Annotated in this window: 16 protein-coding genes and 1 riboswitch; of the genes, 7 read left to right on the top strand and 9 right to left on the bottom strand. The window is 39.7% G+C overall.

What is annotated here, in order from left to right; translation table 11 throughout:
• Positions 1-78: 78 nt before the first annotated feature.
• Complete coding sequence (gene pepF / locus ACE1TH_RS05870) at positions 79-1,878, top strand: oligoendopeptidase F (protein ID WP_375078504.1); 1,800 nt, start codon at positions 79-81, stop codon at positions 1,876-1,878.
• A 24-nt stretch (positions 1,879-1,902) separates the two neighbouring features.
• Here the strand turns inward: pepF and ACE1TH_RS05865 are convergent, their stop codons facing one another.
• From ACE1TH_RS05865 to ACE1TH_RS05855, 3 genes are all read right to left on the bottom strand, one after another.
• Positions 1,903-2,595: a hypothetical protein gene (locus tag ACE1TH_RS05865; protein ID WP_099300794.1), complete on the bottom strand. Its 693-nt coding sequence runs from the start codon at positions 2,593-2,595 to the stop codon at positions 1,903-1,905.
• Positions 2,596-2,695: 100 nt separating this feature from the next.
• On the bottom strand, positions 2,696-3,310 hold the full coding sequence (locus ACE1TH_RS05860) for an alpha/beta hydrolase (RefSeq protein WP_099300795.1): 615 nt from the start codon (positions 3,308-3,310) through the stop codon (positions 2,696-2,698).
• 115 nt (positions 3,311-3,425) lie between these two features.
• Positions 3,426-3,587: a hypothetical protein gene (locus ACE1TH_RS05855; RefSeq protein ID WP_176554230.1), complete on the bottom strand. Its 162-nt coding sequence runs from the start codon at positions 3,585-3,587 to the stop codon at positions 3,426-3,428.
• Positions 3,588-4,084: 497 nt separating this feature from the next.
• Here ACE1TH_RS05855 and ACE1TH_RS05850 point away from each other — a divergent pair, with 497 nt between their 5' ends.
• The 3 genes from ACE1TH_RS05850 (at position 4,085) to dapA (ending at position 6,073) form a co-directional block, all read left to right on the top strand.
• Positions 4,085-4,615 (top strand): hypothetical protein, encoded by a 531-nt coding sequence (locus tag ACE1TH_RS05850; protein ID WP_099300796.1) that lies wholly within the window; start codon positions 4,085-4,087, stop codon positions 4,613-4,615.
• A gap of 97 nt (positions 4,616-4,712) precedes the next feature.
• The gene (locus tag ACE1TH_RS05845; RefSeq protein WP_099300797.1) at positions 4,713-4,865 is read left to right on the top strand and encodes an aspartyl-phosphate phosphatase Spo0E family protein; all 153 of its coding nucleotides are present in this window, start codon (positions 4,713-4,715) and stop codon (positions 4,863-4,865) included.
• 52 nt (positions 4,866-4,917) lie between these two features.
• A riboswitch (Lysine riboswitch) is annotated at positions 4,918-5,093 on the top strand.
• Positions 5,094-5,173: 80 nt separating this feature from the next.
• A complete protein-coding gene (gene dapA, locus ACE1TH_RS05840; protein WP_099300798.1) occupies positions 5,174-6,073 on the top strand; it encodes a 4-hydroxy-tetrahydrodipicolinate synthase in 900 nt (299 codons plus the stop codon).
• 42 nt (positions 6,074-6,115) lie between these two features.
• Here the strand turns inward: dapA and kapB are convergent, their stop codons facing one another.
• The 6 genes from kapB to gltB all read right to left on the bottom strand — a co-directional run bounded on the left by kapB (position 6,116) and on the right by gltB (position 13,881).
• Positions 6,116-6,487, bottom strand: a complete 372-nt coding sequence (kapB, locus tag ACE1TH_RS05835) for a kinase-associated lipoprotein KapB (protein WP_099300799.1) — start codon at positions 6,485-6,487, stop codon at positions 6,116-6,118.
• A 14-nt stretch (positions 6,488-6,501) separates the two neighbouring features.
• Entirely contained in the window at positions 6,502-6,687 is a 186-nt protein-coding gene (locus ACE1TH_RS05830; protein WP_099300800.1) for a hypothetical protein, read from the bottom strand.
• A 5-nt stretch (positions 6,688-6,692) separates the two neighbouring features.
• A complete protein-coding gene (locus tag ACE1TH_RS05825) occupies positions 6,693-6,947 on the bottom strand; it encodes a hypothetical protein (protein ID WP_099300801.1) in 255 nt (84 codons plus the stop codon).
• A 106-nt stretch (positions 6,948-7,053) separates the two neighbouring features.
• Positions 7,054-7,695 (bottom strand): YpjP family protein, encoded by a 642-nt coding sequence (locus ACE1TH_RS05820; protein WP_375078503.1) that lies wholly within the window; start codon positions 7,693-7,695, stop codon positions 7,054-7,056.
• Positions 7,696-7,778: 83 nt separating this feature from the next.
• Positions 7,779-9,263 carry a glutamate synthase subunit beta gene (locus ACE1TH_RS05815; protein ID WP_255225252.1) on the bottom strand — a complete coding sequence of 495 codons (1,485 nt, stop codon included), beginning with the start codon at positions 9,261-9,263 and terminating at the stop codon, positions 7,779-7,781.
• A 67-nt stretch (positions 9,264-9,330) separates the two neighbouring features.
• Complete coding sequence (gene gltB / locus ACE1TH_RS05810) at positions 9,331-13,881, bottom strand: glutamate synthase large subunit (protein ID WP_375078502.1); 4,551 nt, start codon at positions 13,879-13,881, stop codon at positions 9,331-9,333.
• Positions 13,882-14,403: 522 nt separating this feature from the next.
• On the opposite strand from gltB, the gene ACE1TH_RS05805 reads away from it, so the two are divergent.
• The 3 genes from ACE1TH_RS05805 (at position 14,404) to ACE1TH_RS05795 (ending at position 17,393) form a co-directional block, all read left to right on the top strand.
• Positions 14,404-15,351: a toxic anion resistance protein gene (locus ACE1TH_RS05805; RefSeq protein ID WP_255225363.1), complete on the top strand. Its 948-nt coding sequence runs from the start codon at positions 14,404-14,406 to the stop codon at positions 15,349-15,351.
• Positions 15,352-15,371: 20 nt separating this feature from the next.
• On the top strand, positions 15,372-16,295 hold the full coding sequence (locus ACE1TH_RS05800) for a hypothetical protein (protein WP_099300806.1): 924 nt from the start codon (positions 15,372-15,374) through the stop codon (positions 16,293-16,295).
• An 81-nt stretch (positions 16,296-16,376) separates the two neighbouring features.
• A complete protein-coding gene (locus ACE1TH_RS05795) occupies positions 16,377-17,393 on the top strand; it encodes a DUF2777 family protein (RefSeq protein ID WP_375078501.1) in 1,017 nt (338 codons plus the stop codon).
• Positions 17,394-17,405 lie beyond the last annotated feature (12 nt).

Genomic DNA, 17,405 nt, shown 5'->3' with positions numbered 1-17,405 from the left:
GCTAGATTAGTGCCAATCATTCAAATTTAATGTATAATAAAAGATATTTCGTTTTACGAAGTTTAGGAGGTAGAAAAGATGGAATTAACAAAACGCCAAGATATCCCCACTAAAGAAACGTGGAATTTACGCGATCTTTTTTCTTCAACGGAAGAATGGGACGAAGCACGCCAAGAGGTAGAACAAGCAGCAGCTAAATTATCTTTATTTACTGAAAAAATCGGGGAACGTGCAGAAAACCTCCTTCATGCTTTAGAAGCTCGAGAAGCCGTTTTAGAGAAACTTGTGCCTGTGATGACGTATGCTTCTCTTTCTCTCTCAAGTGACGGTACAGATGCAGTCGCTCAAGGAAATTCTAGTTTAGCACAAGGTACACAAGCTATCGTTCAAGCAGAAGTGGCCAAAGTTGATGCCGAAATTTTAACATTGCCACCTGCTATTATGGAACAATTTCAAACAGAAAAAGAAGAACTACAATCGTTTCGTGTATATTTAGATAAATTGACTGACACTCGCCCTTACGCACTATCTAGTGAAACAGAAGAAGTGCTTGCTGCCTTATCTCCTATTCTCACAAGCCCTTATTCAACGTATTTAACAAGCAAATCAGCGGATATGGCGTTTCCTACTTTCACTGGCGCAAACGGCGAAGAATTCCCTCTTTCTTTTGCCCGCTTTGAAGACCAATATGAATTGTCCCCGCATACAGAAGAACGAAGAAACGCATTTATAGCCTTTGATGACACGTTAAAAAAGTACGAGCATACATATGCAAAGCTCTATGCGAGTGAAGTTACAAAACAAGTGACGCTCGCACGGTTACGCGGTTACGAGTCAGCAGAACAGATGTTACTTCATTCGCAAAACGTCACGCAAGCGATGTACCACAATCAACTCGACACGATCTATCAAGAATTAGCTCCGCACATGCAACGATATGCAAAACTAAAAAAAGACGTTTTAGGGTTAGACACATTTGGCTTCTCAGACTTAAAAGCCCCTTTAGATCCTGATTTTGAGCCAGTTACATCATATGAAGAAGCGTATGACACGATCATTGAAGCTCTCAAGCCATTAGGTGCGGAATACGGTAAGATGTTAAAACGAGCAAAAGAAGAGCGCTGGGTGGATCGCGCTGACAACGTTGGGAAGGCAACTGGTGCGTTTTGCGCAAGTCCATATGGCTCGCATCCTTATATTTTGCTAACGTGGAAAGATACGATGCGAGGAGCATTTATTCTAGCCCATGAGCTCGGTCACGCTGGACATTTTTATCATGCCAATGCAGCTCAACCTCTTCACGCAACACGGCCATCTACTTATTGTATTGAAGCACCATCTACGATGAATGAATTATTTCTCGGCAATCATTTACTGACGAAAACAGATGATCCGCGAATGAAACGCTGGATTACACTGCAATTTATCGGGACATACTATCATAATTTTGTTACACATTTACTAGAAGGTGAATTTCAACGGCGTGTGTATGCTCTTGCGGAAAAAGGAATCCCGCTTACAGCCATTAAATTACGCGAAACGAAACAAGCTGTTTTAACTGGTTTTTGGGGGGACTCTGTTGAAATTAACGAACGAGCAGGACGTACGTGGATGCGTCAACCGCATTATTATATGGGGTTATATCCGTATACCTATTCAGCAGGTTTAACAGCCGCGACAAAGGCTTATACCCTTTATCAAGAGCAAGGGCAACCAGTAATTGATAAGTGGCTGGACATGCTTCAAGCTGGCGGAACACTCGCTCCCCTTGATTTATTTAAACAAAGTGGCGTTGATATGGAGAGTAAAAAAACAATACAAGATGCTGTCGCTTATGTAGGAACTCTTATTAACGACCTTGTAAATAGTTATAAATAAAAAAGTGTGCTACAGCACACTTTTTTATTTATCTTCTTCACTTGCCTGCAGCAAGGCTTTGTAACCAGACCTAGTAAGCTGGTTATCGTCGTCAATAAAATTCGAATTTGCTAGTGAATGATTGCTGTCTTTTGATAGACGAGGCAATAAACGCTGAATTTCATGATTTAATGCAGCGAACGACCCTGACTCAAGAATATCTGGATCCATTGAGGCTGCAATTTCACGCATTGGTGATTGTTTAACAAACAGTTTCTTTGTTCCTTTTACTACGTTCATTAAGCGACTTGACGCATTTAACCATTCTTGACGAACTTTTGACGTTTCAGTATCCGTTTGTTCTAATCGTTCGCGAATCTTTTCTTTTTCCAGTTCTTCTAGTTCCGTTTTGCTTAATAATTCTTCAAACAGTTGTGTTCGATCAAGATCAAGCTTTTGTAGTTGAAATTCCTTTTCCTGCAAGGCTTCTAGGTCGTGTTCTTTTGTTTTCTCTTGTTCGTCATCCAATTGCGTCTGTTTTACTTCATCTTCTTGTAAAAATTGGTCAAGCTTTTGCTCCAATCGTTTTGTTTTCAACACAAGAAAGACAAACAATGCAATTAACGCTGAAAGGACAACAATTTGATACAAAAGATTGCTAAGTAATGCTAAACAAAATACACCAACTAACCCCACACCAGCAAGTGCATATAGCCAACTGTTTCTTTGTTCTTTCAACTTAGATTCAACCTCTCCATGCTGCTTTTCTTAAAAGCAGTGTAACGAAATTTCGTTTTTTTGTCCACTTTAAACAGAAAGGGCTCTTCGTTTCTATCTATTATGCTTTTAACGCTTCATACCAGGTTTTCGCTGCTTCTAACTCTTCTCTTAGCAATTGATGCCCACCACTTGTCCAATAGCTTTCAACGGCCGCACCTGCATCTGTTAAATCTTGAATCAATGTCTCAGTTTCTCGAGCTGGAATCATTGGATCATTTTTGCCAGCACCTATGAAAACAGATGTGTTTGTTAATGTTGGTCGATCGTTTTTTTCTTGCGGTACCATGGCATGAAATAAAAAGGCTCCTTTAAATACTGATCCATGTTCGTACATCATATTTGCTGCAATATTTGCTCCATTTGAATAGCCTAGCGCATAGATTTCTTGGTCATTAAACTGATATTCTTGAGCAGCTTGTTTAATAAATTGATGAAGTTCATCTGTACGTTTTTTTAAATCTTCCATATCAAAGACACCTTCTTGAAGGCGGCGAAAGAAACGCGGCATGCCATTTTCTGACACATTCCCTCGTACCCCAAGGACGTTTGCCCCAGGATCAATGATTTCCGCTAGGGGAAGTAAATCTTCTTCATTGCCCCCAGTTCCGTGTAAAAGAACAAATGTAGGTCCTTCTTTTTTATTTTCTTTATACATATGAATATGTTCCGTCATCTAAATCCCTCCATACTACGTTCTTGCTTTCACTATAACAAATTCTTAAACAGTTTACCACGAAACTGTATTCTCTATTCTTCTTTATTTAAGCAAAAAAGAACTAGCCACTAGACTAATTCCTTTTTTCTTCTTGCAGCTGTTTAATTTCTTTTTCTAGCACAGAAACATACTCTTCATAAATCTCAATGAAAGCTTCACGTCGATATTGTTCTTCTTCTTTTCTCATTTCATCAATTTTATATCGGTATTCTTCTTTAGAAGGCGTTACGCTCATTATTTTTTCCTCCTTCATTTTTTTCAAACAATAAGTGCCCTACCTCTCACCTATCGTTACGGTTCCTTGACCGAGCCACACGATTGAAAAAAATACACCGCAAGTTATTGAAGTCAAAATAGCACCTCTCCTTTTTCTGTGGACACTCTTCTTTACCCGTTCTATCTGTTTTAAAAACAAGAAATGACTATTATCTGTACTAGCACAAAAAAAAAGAGCCAAGAGGCTCATTAGGCATGATACGTATTAATCATATCTAAAATTGACATTTCCTCTTCTTGGTGATCCACATGTTGCTGTTCTTTTTCCGGTACCATGTCATCTCCTCCTCAAATTGTTTTGTGCTTACTATTTACTATATGCGATTGTATTATAACAGTCAATAGTTTTTTTATTTGTTTTATAACAATCATTTATTGATTCCATTTTATTCAGCCGTATAACTCGCATAAAATAGGTTGATTCACGCACACTATCGTAAAAAAGGAGCGAGTCCCGTGAATAAGATCTTAAAAATAAGCCTTGTCTTTTCTGTTCTATGTCTACTTATGTCTGGTTGCGTAGACGGGAACACACCTCAAGCGCAAGATGATGAAATAAAGAAATTATCAAATCGCCAAGATGTGAACCATTATAAATTAGAACAAACTCCTGAAAGTGAAGCATACGCGTATGAAATTTCAACGTATTTAGGTATAATCTTTCCCTATTTTTCAGATTTAGGAAAGAACATTGAAGAACATTCTTCTGAAGCAAGTGAACAAACATCCGAATTGATTGCTCACGCTGAAGCATTTGAAACGTCCCAACCTGTTGAGCCGTTTAATGAGCTCATTGATTTGCACCACTCTTATTTAGTCGCTCTTCAAGAGCTGGACCATGCCATTGCGAATGACAATTTAAACGATGAACGCCTGCATTACAGCTATGCAACATTAACCGCTCGCCTGTATGCAATGGAATATCAATCTCTACTGTCTGAATATGGCATAAAAGCAGAAGCTCCAAACTTGTCGAGATTTGACTAAGAAAAGAAGTATTTGACTAGTTTTGAATAAAGCTTTTTCTTCTAATCAATTCACGCTATAATACTCCTTGTACTAATTCCATGGGCGGAGTGAAACCATGATTCATATTGATATAGAAGTCAAACGAAACGAAATGCATCTGATCGCAAAAAAATTTGGTCTTGGTGCAAAAAAAACGGTTAAATGCTCACAAGAGCTTGATTTACTGTTAAATTGTTTACAACAACATAGAGGGAAATTCAGACGTTAACCTTGATTTATAGGAAAAAATTTGATATGGTAAAGCCATAATAATTGAACAGAATTACAGTAGAGGTGCATGCGCAATCAGTACATTCACTAAGGGTGTAGGCCTGTTGAGGTGAAATGAAAAGGTGCGACTGCCGAAATAAAGGGTGACCTATTTTCATTCTTTATTGGGGCTGTTTCTTAACAAGAACAGCACTGTCATACATTTGTATGGGGGGCTACATGAAAGAAGTAGGTACGACCTATGCAGCAATGGATTCTTCATTGTTGTTTTTTTATTCCTCTCAACTGTTCATAAGGAGGATTTTTATGCATTTTGGCCAATTACTAACAGCAATGATTACACCGTTTTCTAGAGATGGTTCGATCGACAAAGAAGGAACATACGCTCTTATTCAACATCTCGCAAACACAGGTACAGACACGCTTGTGATTAACGGAACAACAGCAGAAGCGCCTGTACTCACTGCTGCAGAACGAAAAGAAATGCTCGCTTTAGCCATTCAAGCTGCAGACAAGCGGATGAATGTGATTGCCGGTGTTGGTTCAAATAATACAACCCACTCGATTGAAATGGCCAAAGAAGCAGAGGCACTCGGTGCAAATGGAATTATGGTGGTTACACCCTACTATAATAAACCTTCTCAAGAAGGCATCTATCAACATATGCTACAAGTTGCTACGGCTGTTTCCCTCCCTGTCATGCTTTACAACGTACCAGGTAGAACAGGAGCGAATATGTCTGTTGAAACAACGATTCGTTTATCTCTTGTTCCAAATATCGTTGCATTAAAAGAAGCTAGTGGAGATGTCGATAAAGTAACAGAAATTATTGCTCAAACCGCTGATCATTTTCTCGTTTATAGTGGAGATGATTCATTAACATTACCGATGATGGCCGTTGGAGCTACAGGTGTTGTTTCCGTTGCTTCCCATATCGTTGGCAGCGAAATGAAAGAAATGATGACTGCTTTAACAAGCGGAAATCTCAAGCACGCACAAAGCATTCATCAGAGTCTTTATCCGATTATGACTGGTTTGTTTATGGCGCCTAATCCTACCGCAGTAAAAGCGGCTTTAACAGCATTTCAATTACCAGCAGGCTCTGTTCGCCTTCCGCTTATTCCGCTAACGGAAGACGAAGAAACGCGCCTTTATCATCTTTTAGAGCCGTTTTTACCACAGACAACTTTATATGCAAATTCATAAACAAAAGCGTAGCTCTTTATTCATTTAAGAGCTACGCTTTTTTTATAAATGATACTCCATTTTTAATTCTTCAAGCAGAGGCAAGCTTTTTTTCGCCCATTCAGAATCGTCTTTCAGCAAAGCTTCATACGATGAGGTCCAGGCACGTTCTAAAGATTCTTTGTAATCTGGAACGTCATCACCTTCATACGGTTTAACTGTTGTATAGGGAACCCATGTTTTTTCTAAATACGAAAGCGCTTTTCGTTGATGGAAATACGGTACATCAACTTGCTTTGGGTTGTGTAGATCCCCTTGTTTCGGGTGGCTTTCAACGGCAAACACTTGGAACAACGCTCGGTTTTGTTCTTCTTCGATTTGAATAACTTTTCCAATATAAATACCTGTTTTATACTTCGCTTTTACGAAACTCATTTCACACCAACCTTTTATAAGAGCGTAACAAACATCATAATAATAAATAAAATAGCGCTAACGATTGCTAAAGGAACACTCCAGTAAAGAGGTCTTTTCTTTCCTTTCATTACTGCTGCCAACGCAATTCCGCCAAAAATTCCTGCAATAACAAAGCAGAGCATAAAAAGACCAACGACGAGCAACTCTTGACTATTCATCCCTTCTATAGCCCTGGCACGAGTCGCGTGAATAAATCCCATAAAAATTCAGACGCAGGAACAAAATAATTTTCATTAATACTTCTTAATCCATCATGATCAACAAATAATTCCAATACAATGAGCGTAAATGTTCCCGTCATCGTCACGATTGCCGAGGCAAGAACGAGAACTAATAAACCGATATAGGCAAATAAAATACGCAGGAGCCACTTAAGCCACATAGGTTTCTGTTTTTTGCCTCTATTTTCCGCTTCCATGAACCATACTCCTTTAAGTTGTTATACTTCTACTTTAACAAAAGTTCGTCCAAAGCGAGAAGGAAAATGCGAAAAAAGAACGACATTTTTTTTACAAAAAGGAACCTCACGCCCGAAAAAGCGGAGGTTCATTCTTGCCCCAGTATATAGAACCAAGAGGATAATGACCGTTAAAATTATCTTCATAGGAATGATAGTGGAACTGAAAAACATGACCCGTTTTTGGCGGGCGGTCTAATCGTACGTGAAAGCGAAGAAGATCATCACCTGTTTTGCCATTAATAAGATGCAAGATCTTTTCACCACGTCCCGTTAAGGAAGCCTCTGTTATCCGAATATCTTGCCATGAAACCTGATCATCTGTCTCTAAAACTTGTGCGACCACTTGCTTTAATTCAGGTAAGATCTCTTTTTTGTAAGCCGTTTCGATTTTATCACCGATTCGCTGGCCAAATTTCTTCATTCCTTGGCGATACGCTTCATCCATAATCATAATTTCGGTTAACCAATGTGGTTCTAGCTGAATATGTTCGTACTGATTCGGTGCGCCAATTACAAAAGGCAAAAGCGTATATTCTTGGTCATTTGTTTGATAGACGTTTGCTTTTGTATCGCTCCACTGCATCGTTTTTATAGATGACCCATTCTCGACTTCCGCTTTATCTAACCAATGATCAACAATTGAGAGATTAATAGAAAAGAAACCGATGAGGACCATCATGAGTTGTTTCACATAAATCATTATCATGCGCATCATCCCTGCGTCATTGTTTTCTCTATTATGCCATGACTAGCGCAGGATGGTCTAGAACATTTTTGAAAAATGAAACATTATGGTAATTGACTTGTGCCCATTAAATAACGGTCACATTCTCGAGCTGCTTCTCGCCCTTCGTGAATCGCCCATACAACTAAACTTTGACCACGGCGATTATCCCCTGCTGCAAAAATATGCGGTTTATTCGTTTGATAGTGGCCATATTCTGCTTCAACGGTTTGTTGAGCAGTTTGTTTTACTTGCATTTGGTCAAGTAATTTTCCTTCCGTTCCTGAAAAACCAACCGCGAGCAGCACAAGATCTGCCTTCCATCTTTTCACTGATTCTTCAATCGGTGTACGGACTTTCTTTCCATCTTTCCAAGCAGTATTAACTTGAATGGTTTCCAAACCTACCAATTGACCGGATTCGTTTCCGACAAATTTCGACGTTTGCAGTTTGTAACTACGAGGATCTGTCCCATATACGGCTTTTGCTTCTTTATGAGCATCTTCTTCCGCATAAACATTCGGATATAATGGCCAAGGGTTGTTAATTTGGCGAATTGCTTGTTTTTGTTCATTAATGTCAAATTGCGTTACGGAACGTGCACCGTGGCGGATTGATGTGGTAATACAGTCTGCACCTGTATCTCCTCCACCGATTACAATGACGTCTTTATCTTTTGCACTAATGTATTCACCATCTTGATGTTTCGAATTAAGCAAGCTCTTCGTATTAGCTGTCAAAAAGTCCATCGCATAATGAATCCCGCTTAAATCGCGCCCTTCTTGATCCACTTCTCTTGGTTTTGTCGCACCAGTCGCTAAAATAATGGCGTCAAATTGTTCATCTAGCTCTTCAGCCGTAACGTCTTCTCCAACAGCTACATTCGTTCGAAATAAAACGCCTTCTTCTTTTAATAATGCAATGCGTCGATTCACGACTTCATAAGCTAATTTCACATCAGGAATACCGTACGTTAGTAAGCCTCCAGGCCGATCTTCTCGTTCAAAAACGGTAACCGTGTGCCCTGCTTTATTTAACTGGGCTGCACTTGCTAAACCTGCAGGACCTGAACCAATAACGGCAACGTGTTTACCGGTACGTTGCTTAGGCGGATTCGGCTGAATCCAACCTTCTTTAAATCCTTTTTCTACGATGCTAAACTCAATTGATTTTATCGTAACTGGCTCATCACTAATCGCAACCGTACAAGATCCTTCACAAGGCGCTGGGCAAACCCGTCCTGTAAATTCGGGGAAATTGTTCGTTTTATGCAGTCGGTCTAATGCTTCTTTCCATTTTCCTCGGTAAACAAGATCGTTCCATTCCGGAATTAAATTATAAACAGGACAACCGATTTCACCGGAACCTGCCATCGACGTTCCTGCTTGACAGAAAGGAATGCCACAATCCATACAGCGTGCGCCTTGTCGCTGAAGTTGCTGTTCGGGTACAACAATTTGAAACTCTTGCCAATTTTTCACCCTCGCCATTGGATCTTTTTTCTTAGGTACTTCACGTTTATACTCCATAAATCCTGTCGGCTTCCCCATTTTGCGCTCACTCCTCACATCTTTTTTAGAAAGGACGTTTTGATCAAACGTCCTTCTTTCTCTCTATTTATACATTTGAAAGCTTTGTAATTTTTTCGTCAAAAGCCGCTAATGCCGCATCAGCTTCATTCAGGCCTTCTTGCTTTCTTTTTTCAATGGAAGCAAGCATTTGCTTGTAGTCTTTTGGAATGACTTTAACAAAATGGTGTTTCATCGTTCCCCATTCCGCTAAAATGGTCTTTCCTTGAACACTGTCCGTGTAGTCGACATGTTCTTCTAACAAGCTTTTTACAATAACTTCATCTCCAGCTGTTAATGCTTCAAATAAAATCATTTCGTGATTACTTCTTTCAGCAATGATTTGTGCTGGATCATAGACGTATGCGGTACCGCCTGACATCCCAGCTGCAAAGTTTTTGCCCATTGAACCGATATTGACACAGATGCCACCGGTCATATATTCAAGCCCGTGATCACCCATCCCTTCAATCACCACTTGAGCACCAGAATTTCGAACCCCAAACCGCTCGCCTGCTTGGCCTGCTATAAACGCCTTACCACTCGTGGCACCATAAAAAGATGTATTTCCAATGATGACATTGTCTTTTGCCACAAACGCAGCATTTTTCGGTGGACGTACTACGAGTTGACCACCAGATAACCCTTTTCCAGTATAATCATTGGCATCTCCTTCAAGAGTGAGCGTCATACCTTTAGGGACAAACGCACCAAAGCTCTGACCAGCAGATCCTTTGAATTGAAACTGGATCGTATGAGCTGGTAACCCTTTTAATCCGTGTGCTTTACTAACTTCACTTCCAACAATGGTTCCAACAACGCGGTCAGTATTACGAATTGAGGTTGCATAGGTAATTGGTTGTTGCTGTTCGATGGCCGGTTTAGCTGCTTCAAGCAATTCTCGAACATCTAGCGATTGCTCTAATTTGTGATTTTGTTCCACTTGTTTCGTTTGACGCGATTTTGTTTGGATCGGTCGATACAATAGGCTTGTTAAATCCAGCTTGTTCGCTTTTTGATTAATGGTTTCTTTGTTTTGTTGTAACAAATCCGAACGACCGACAAGTTCATCAACTGTTCTTACACCTAAATCGGCCATAATTTCGCGCATTTCTTCTGCAATATACGTCATAAATGTCACGATTTGATCCGCTTCACCTGTGTACTTTTTTCGTAATTCAGGGTTTTGCGTCGCAATACCAACAGGGCATGTATCAAGATGGCACACACGCATAACAACACAGCCAAGCACGACAAGAGGGGCAGTTGAAAATGCATATTCCTCCGCACCTAATAAAGCCGCAATCACAACATCTTTACCCGTCATGAGTTTGCCATCAGTCTCAAGCGTAACTCGATTTCGTAAGTTATTTAATAATAGCGTTTGATGCGTTTCTGCAAGCCCAATTTCCCAAGGCAACCCTGTATGTTTAATGCTTGTTCGCGCTGCGGCACCTGTTCCGCCATCATAACCACTAATGATAATGCCGTCTGCGCTCCCCTTTGCTACTCCGGCAGCAATGGTCCCAACCCCTGTTCCTGCAACAAGTTTAACGCTAACCTTTGCTGAAGGGTTCGCATTTTTTAAATCATGGATTAATTCTGCCAAATCTTCAATTGAATAGATATCATGATGAGGAGGCGGCGATATTAAACCTACACCTGTTGTAGAGCCTCGGACTTCAGCTACCCACGGGTAAACTTTTTGACCAGGTAATTGTCCACCTTCACCTGGCTTAGCTCCTTGTGCCACTTTTATTTGAATTTCATCTGCATTCACAAGATAGTGACTTGTGACACCGAACCGACCAGAAGCCACCTGTTTAATTGCGCTTCTTCTTAGGTCTCCATTTTCATCCTCTATAAACCGTGCCGGATCTTCCCCACCTTCACCCGTATTGCTTTTAGCACCTAACCGGTTCATCGCAATAGCTAACGTTTCGTGGGCTTCTTTAGAAATCGATCCAAACGACATCGCACCCGTTCGGAATCGTTTTACAATGGTTGACGCTGACTCCACTTCTTCAATTGGAATAGCGGTTGTCGGTTTAAAGGTCAATAACCCTCTTAACGTTGTTTGTTTTTTGTCTTGCTGATTAATCGCTGCCGTATAATGCTTAAATAGTGAATAATCTTCTGTTCGACACGCTTGTTGCAGCATATGAATCGTATGTGGATTGTATTGATGCGGTTCACCGTCTCTTCTCCATTGTAAATCATCTCCTGAATCGAGCTGATCGTCATCACCAAGGCGATCTGTAAATGCACGGGAATGTCGCAATAAAACTTCTTTGGCCATATCTTCTAGCTTTATTCCACCAATACGAGAAGGGGTCCACGTAAAATATTTATCAATGACGTCTGTATGAATCCCAACAGCCTCAAAAATTTGCGCTCCTCTATAACTGTGAATCGTTGAAATCCCCATTTTTGATAAAACTTTCATTAATCCTTTTGTAACACCATTTACATAGCGACGACATGCTTCCACATAATGATACTCCGTTAACAAGCCATCTTGAATCCATTCATCAATTGTATCAAACACAAGATAAGGGTTAATCCCCTCTGCACCGTACCCAATTAAAAGTGCATGGTGGTGAACTTCTCTTGGCTCCCCAGACTCAACAAGAATGCTTACATCTGTTCGTTTACCCGTACGAATCAAATGATGGTGCAAACTTGAGACAGCGAGCAAAGCCGGAATCGGTGCATCGTTTTTCGTTACGTCGCGATCGCTTAAAATAAGAAACGTTTTTCCAGCTTTAATCGCTTCATCTGCATGGGCAAACATATTTTCTAGCCCTTGCTCTAAAGCTTGTTCATTCGCTTTAAATAGCATCGGAATCGTTTCCGCTTTAAATTCGCTTATTTGATTAAACCGTAGTTTTGCTAACTCTTCGTTATTTAAAATCGGCGTGTCCAACTGAATATGTCGACAGCAATCTTTTCTAGGATCTAATAAATTACCTTCTTTTCCAATTGTCGTACTTTGCGCCGTAACGATTTTTTCTCTAATTGCATCAATCGGCGGATTCGTGACTTGGGCAAACAACTGTTTAAAATAGTTATAAACTAATTGTGGTTTTTGTGACAGCACAGCAAGTGGAGAATCATAGCCCATTGAACCAACAGGATCATTTTCTTCCTTCACAAGTGGCATAATCATTTTATTTAATTCTTCGTACGTATAGCCGAAAATAAATTGGCGCAAGCGGATTTGCTCAAATTCTGTTTCCTTCACTTCTGCTGTTTCTCTCACATCATCAATATGCATTAACCCTTCATTTACCCATTCTTCATAAGGATGGGCTGAGGCAATCGTTTGCTTCACTTCTTCATCAGGAATAAGACGTCCTTGTTCTAAATCAATTAATAGCATCTGACCTGGATGAAGCCGTTCTTTTTTGACAATCGTATGTGAAGGAATATCAAGGACACCAACCTCTGAACTCATCACAATCATGTCATCACTCGTTACGTAATAACGTGATGGTCGTAAACCATTTCGATCGAGCGTTGCACCGATTTTTTGTCCATCGGTGAAAACAATAGCAGTTGGTCCATCCCAAGGTTCCATTAGCGTACTATGATATCGATAAAACCCACGACGTTGATCATCCATTTGCTCATTATTTTGCCAAGGCTCAGGCACCATCATCATGGCAGCGTGAGCAAGCGATCGACCAGTTAATGATAAGAATTCAAGTGTATTATCAAACATGGACGAATCGCTACCGTTTTGATCGATAATCGGGTGTACTTTTGCTAAATCGTCACCAAACGCTGGGGTAGCAAATTTCGCTTCTCGCGCATGCATCCAGTTGACGTTTCCTTTTATCGTATTAATTTCCCCATTATGGATCATGTAGCGATTTGGATGGGCTCGTTCCCAGCTTGGAAAAGTATTCGTACTAAATCTTGAATGAACAAGCGCTAAGGCAGATTTAAAAGCAGGATCGCTTAAATCTAAATAAAACATTGTTAATTGTGCCGTTGTTAACATGCCTTTATACACAATAGTCCGACTAGAAAAACTAGCAAAATAAAATGAATGCTCAGACGCCACATGTATCTCATGTTCCGCTCTTTTACGAACAACATATAATTTCCGCTCTAAATCCATGCCTTTTAGCTGAGTTACTGGTTGAACAAACAGTTGCTCAATATAGGGCATTGATTTTAATGCCGCATTACCAAGCATGGAAGCATCTGTCGGAACTTTCCGCCAGCACAAACGTTCAAATCCTTCTTGCTGTAAAAGGCTGTCAATCTTCTGTTTTACTGTATTTCTTGTTTCTTCATTTGAAGGCAAAAACACCATACCTACTGCATACGAACCTTGCTCAACGTTAATGATGCCTTGCTTCTGAAAGAACGAATGAGGAATTTGAGTAAGAATTCCTGCGCCATCACCAGTGTTTTCTTCATCTCCTTGGCCCCCGCGATGCTCAAGATTTTCTAATAATAGAAGTGCATCTTTGACCGTTTTATGGGTAGCCTTTCCCTTTATGTTCGCTAAAAAACCAATGCCACAGTTGTCGTGCTCAAAATCCGGATCATATAACCCTTGTTTACGTGGTAAGTGTGTACCTCGCATGGTTTCACCCTCTCTCTCATACTCTCTCCAACAATCTTCTTTTTGGACAAGCGGTCATCGCTTTGTCCTCTTCTGAGTTTGCATAATAAACAATTAAAATGAATAAAAATTCAAGCTTGCTTAATAAAATACTTGTTCGCCTTGAACACACAATTGTGTAAAGACGAACATTTCAAAATAACCTAAAAAAATATTCCGTGTTAGAAGTTTAGCGATTATTTTGTTATTCGTCAAGATTGAACTTCTTTTTTGTTAAGAGAAACCGCTATTTGCCTTCAAATAAATTGCTTAACAATCCATTTTCGTTCATAATAGAAAGCAAGAGATTGAAACGTTTTTAATTCGTTAACGTATATAAAAATAATCGAATCTATTATTCTGTTGGAGGTTCCATTCATGAGTGATAAACAAATAAAAGATCAACATACTGAGGAATCCCTTTCCTCCCCTTCAGACACTGCTGAAGATCAACAAACCAGCTCGCCTACATCTGATGTTCCATCATTAGAAACTGAAACCGATATGAATGAACTTCTTAAGAAACTTGATAACTTAGGTGAGGTAGAACAGCGTGAAGCTGGGGAATCATTAGAAGCATTAAAGCGGCCAGTACGTGAAATGATGGGTGATGATTCCAACACCTTGCCAAAACAGCTACATGAACTACGAGAAGTTGTCGGTCAACTCGAGCCCGATCATTTAAAAGATTCGCAGCTGAAAAAATTATTTAATCGCGTCATTCGCCGTAACCCTGTTGAGCAGTATGTTCGTCGGTATCAAACGGTAGAGGCTCAGGTCGATCATATTGTTGAGGGATTGCTCACTGGTAAAGATAAATTACAAGAAGATAATGTCATGCTTAAAGAACTTAAAGTCGTTGCCAAAGAAAGAATTACAAATTTAAACGAGCAAATTTCTATGGGGCAAGAGCTTCATGAAATGTTAGAAAAAGAAATGACGTCTGAAAAATGGGCTGACAACGCCAATGAATTGAAAAAAGGTCAAGTAAAAGTGACTACAAGAATGAAAAATATGCAGCAAGCGGTAATGGTTCTGCAACAATCTCTCGCGTCTGTTGACCTTATAATGGAAAACAACGAAAAGCTTGAAGAAGCCATTTTTAATGCCATTACTATGACGAAAAACATTATTACGGTTACCGCATCGATTCAGCTTGCGTTAACAAATCAGAAGAAAGTAATATCAGCCGTTCAAAACGTCAATCAAGCAACTGAATCCATGCTGCTTTCAAATGCAGAATTATTAAAGCAAAATACAGAAGAAACGTTAAAAACATTAGAAGAACCAGCAATTGCTTTAGACGCATTTCGGAAAGCATACGATAATGTGTATAAAGCGATTGAACTGACTGAAGAATCGAATGAGCGCATTGTCACGAGCGGTAAACAATTTATTGAAGAGATGGATAAATTAAACTCTGAGATGCAAACAAAGCTTTTAAACCGATAAGCAACAGGAGGTAGAGATGTGTGAAATTATTTTCTACAACGGGATTACTTGATTTCTTCACACCTGCTTATAAAAAGCCTGTTGACGATCATATTATTCAAGACGAAACAACGACCCGCTTAATTAATGATACGGAACGATTGTTAAAACGAATGACTGATAATGCAACAGGCAAGAATGAGCGTAAAAATATCCGCCGACGTCAAAAAGACTGGGATATCCGAGTCAAGATTAACTATAACTACATTCGATTGATTGTTTCTGACACTAAAAATTCCCGCTCTCCGATTCATAAACGACTTCGGATCGTTTGTCATCGAAAATATATTAAGTCTTCTAACGGTATGGGAAAAGTGAAAGAAGCGACGATCCATTATTTAAAAGATGGACGGATGCATGTGCGCTCCCTTTTGAACGTCTCGCACTTTAAAGGCATATTATACGGTATACACCAGTTAGACCTTGCATATGTTGGTACGAAAACGTCAGAAGTTTCATTAGAACGACTGAGTGGGCATGAACAACAGCTAAAAAGTGAACAAGCGAACGATATTCGTGTACTTGTTCAAGAAGCAAATCGATATGTGCAAGCCATGGACACTCTTTCCATCGATCCCATGCTTGATAATCGATTGCAGCGAATATTAACGCATGTTGGCAAACTTGAAGACGATTTTCATTTATTTGATTTTGAAGACAAACATACAGTACGTCGCTTGTTACGTGAAGATATCCCAAATTTAATGGGTGCTTTTTTCGCCTTGTCAAAAAAGAATCAGATGGAACAGCGTGATAACGTATTTGTTTCGCTTTCTAAAATGGAGCTGTCACTGATTCGCTTAACTGAGCATTTGGAAAAAACCAAAGTGGAACGCATGGATCACGTGATGCGTTTGCAAGAATTACGCTACGGATCAAAAACAGATTTACAAAAGGATGAATAAAGAATGAAGCGCTACACTTGCAGGAGTGTGGCGCTGTTCGTTATAATAGCGATAAGATTACTTGATAAAGGTGAGGATGAAATGGATCGGTATGAAGCGCAACAACATATTGGCAAACTTCTCGTCATCGATCTCGGTGAAAACGGAATGTATTTAGGCGAGCTGCTTTCAGTCCTGACCGAGCCAAAGAAACCTTGGCGTGGCAACGTTCGAATTAAAGCAGTGTTAACATTACCTGAATTTATTTTCCAAAACGACACAATCGCCATTCACGAGATTCCATATGCGGAAGATGATGTGGATACATTTGCTAGTCAATATTTAAAAACAAAATCAACGCATACTCATATTGAATCCTATATTGATTCAATTTTAACGGACTTAAAACGTCGTCACATTCGTTTAAAAAATGACGGATCGCCGTCATCAGCTGAACTTGAAGCATTAGAAGTGTATATTAAAACAATGACGAGTCAAAAGCGTAAGAAAAATCGTTCGTTAACGCAGAATGATCAATCGGAAGAAGCCACCATTCCCGCTTATGTTGAATATACGTTTCACGCTGATGGTCAAGACTATTACCTGCAAGACTCTAAAGGAGACCAACTCCCACTCACTGCTACACACTTTGACTATACCTGGGATCAACAAGGTCACCTCGTAACAGGAAAATACGAAGGAGATGGCATTTTTATTCGCGAAAATGGCAGTCGGTTTATCCCAAATGAAGGGGACTTGATTTTAATCGATAAGGAACAGTTTAATCCTTATTCCATCTTCAAAACTGAACTTGAACCAGCCGCATTACAAGGGTTTGAACACAATCTCGCTTTGCACCAGATATCCCATAAAGATTTGGTTCACTGCTACAATTCCTTAATTGATCAGCTGTTTCATTCAAATGCCATTTCTACGTTTCAAGGCGTCAATTTTTTAACCTATCAAACCGATGAGCAATTTGTGTTGGTACAGCATCACTTTAAACGTGAACTTGGTGCAAGTTCCAGCAACAAGCAAGATACGGTGTACGATCGGTTTGAATTTACAACTGATAAAGGAAAGCGTACGATCGCTCTTTATACAAATGCGTATCAATAAACAAAAAGTGTA

The organism is Shouchella sp. JSM 1781072, from assembly GCF_041949915.1.
In the GTDB taxonomy this organism is placed as follows: domain Bacteria; phylum Bacillota; class Bacilli; order Bacillales; family Bacillaceae_D; genus Shouchella.
The sequence above is the reverse complement of the archived record's forward strand: the minus strand, read 5'-3'. Positions and strand labels throughout refer to the sequence as shown.

What these genes read in the sequence shown, in the direction of transcription:
- pepF (WP_375078504.1), top strand. Translation starts at nt 79, where the DNA reads ATGGAATTAACAAAACGCCAAGATATCCCCACTAAAGAAACGTGGAAT.
- ACE1TH_RS05860 (WP_099300795.1), bottom strand. Translation starts at nt 3,310, where the DNA reads ATGACGGAACATATTCATATGTATAAAGAAAATAAAAAAGAAGGACCT.
- ACE1TH_RS05855 (WP_176554230.1), bottom strand. Translation starts at nt 3,587, where the DNA reads ATGAGCGTAACGCCTTCTAAAGAAGAATACCGATATAAAATTGATGAA.
- ACE1TH_RS05845 (WP_099300797.1), top strand. Translation starts at nt 4,713, where the DNA reads ATGATTCATATTGATATAGAAGTCAAACGAAACGAAATGCATCTGATC.
- dapA (WP_099300798.1), top strand. Translation starts at nt 5,174, where the DNA reads ATGCATTTTGGCCAATTACTAACAGCAATGATTACACCGTTTTCTAGA.
- kapB (WP_099300799.1), bottom strand. Translation starts at nt 6,487, where the DNA reads ATGAGTTTCGTAAAAGCGAAGTATAAAACAGGTATTTATATTGGAAAA.
- ACE1TH_RS05830 (WP_099300800.1), bottom strand. Translation starts at nt 6,687, where the DNA reads ATGAATAGTCAAGAGTTGCTCGTCGTTGGTCTTTTTATGCTCTGCTTT.
- ACE1TH_RS05825 (WP_099300801.1), bottom strand. Translation starts at nt 6,947, where the DNA reads ATGGAAGCGGAAAATAGAGGCAAAAAACAGAAACCTATGTGGCTTAAG.
- ACE1TH_RS05820 (WP_375078503.1), bottom strand. Translation starts at nt 7,695, where the DNA reads ATGATAATGATTTATGTGAAACAACTCATGATGGTCCTCATCGGTTTC.
- ACE1TH_RS05815 (WP_255225252.1), bottom strand. Translation starts at nt 9,263, where the DNA reads ATGGGGAAGCCGACAGGATTTATGGAGTATAAACGTGAAGTACCTAAG.
- gltB (WP_375078502.1), bottom strand. Translation starts at nt 13,881, where the DNA reads ATGCGAGGTACACACTTACCACGTAAACAAGGGTTATATGATCCGGAT.
- ACE1TH_RS05805 (WP_255225363.1), top strand. Translation starts at nt 14,404, where the DNA reads ATGAATGAACTTCTTAAGAAACTTGATAACTTAGGTGAGGTAGAACAG.
- ACE1TH_RS05795 (WP_375078501.1), top strand. Translation starts at nt 16,377, where the DNA reads ATGGATCGGTATGAAGCGCAACAACATATTGGCAAACTTCTCGTCATC.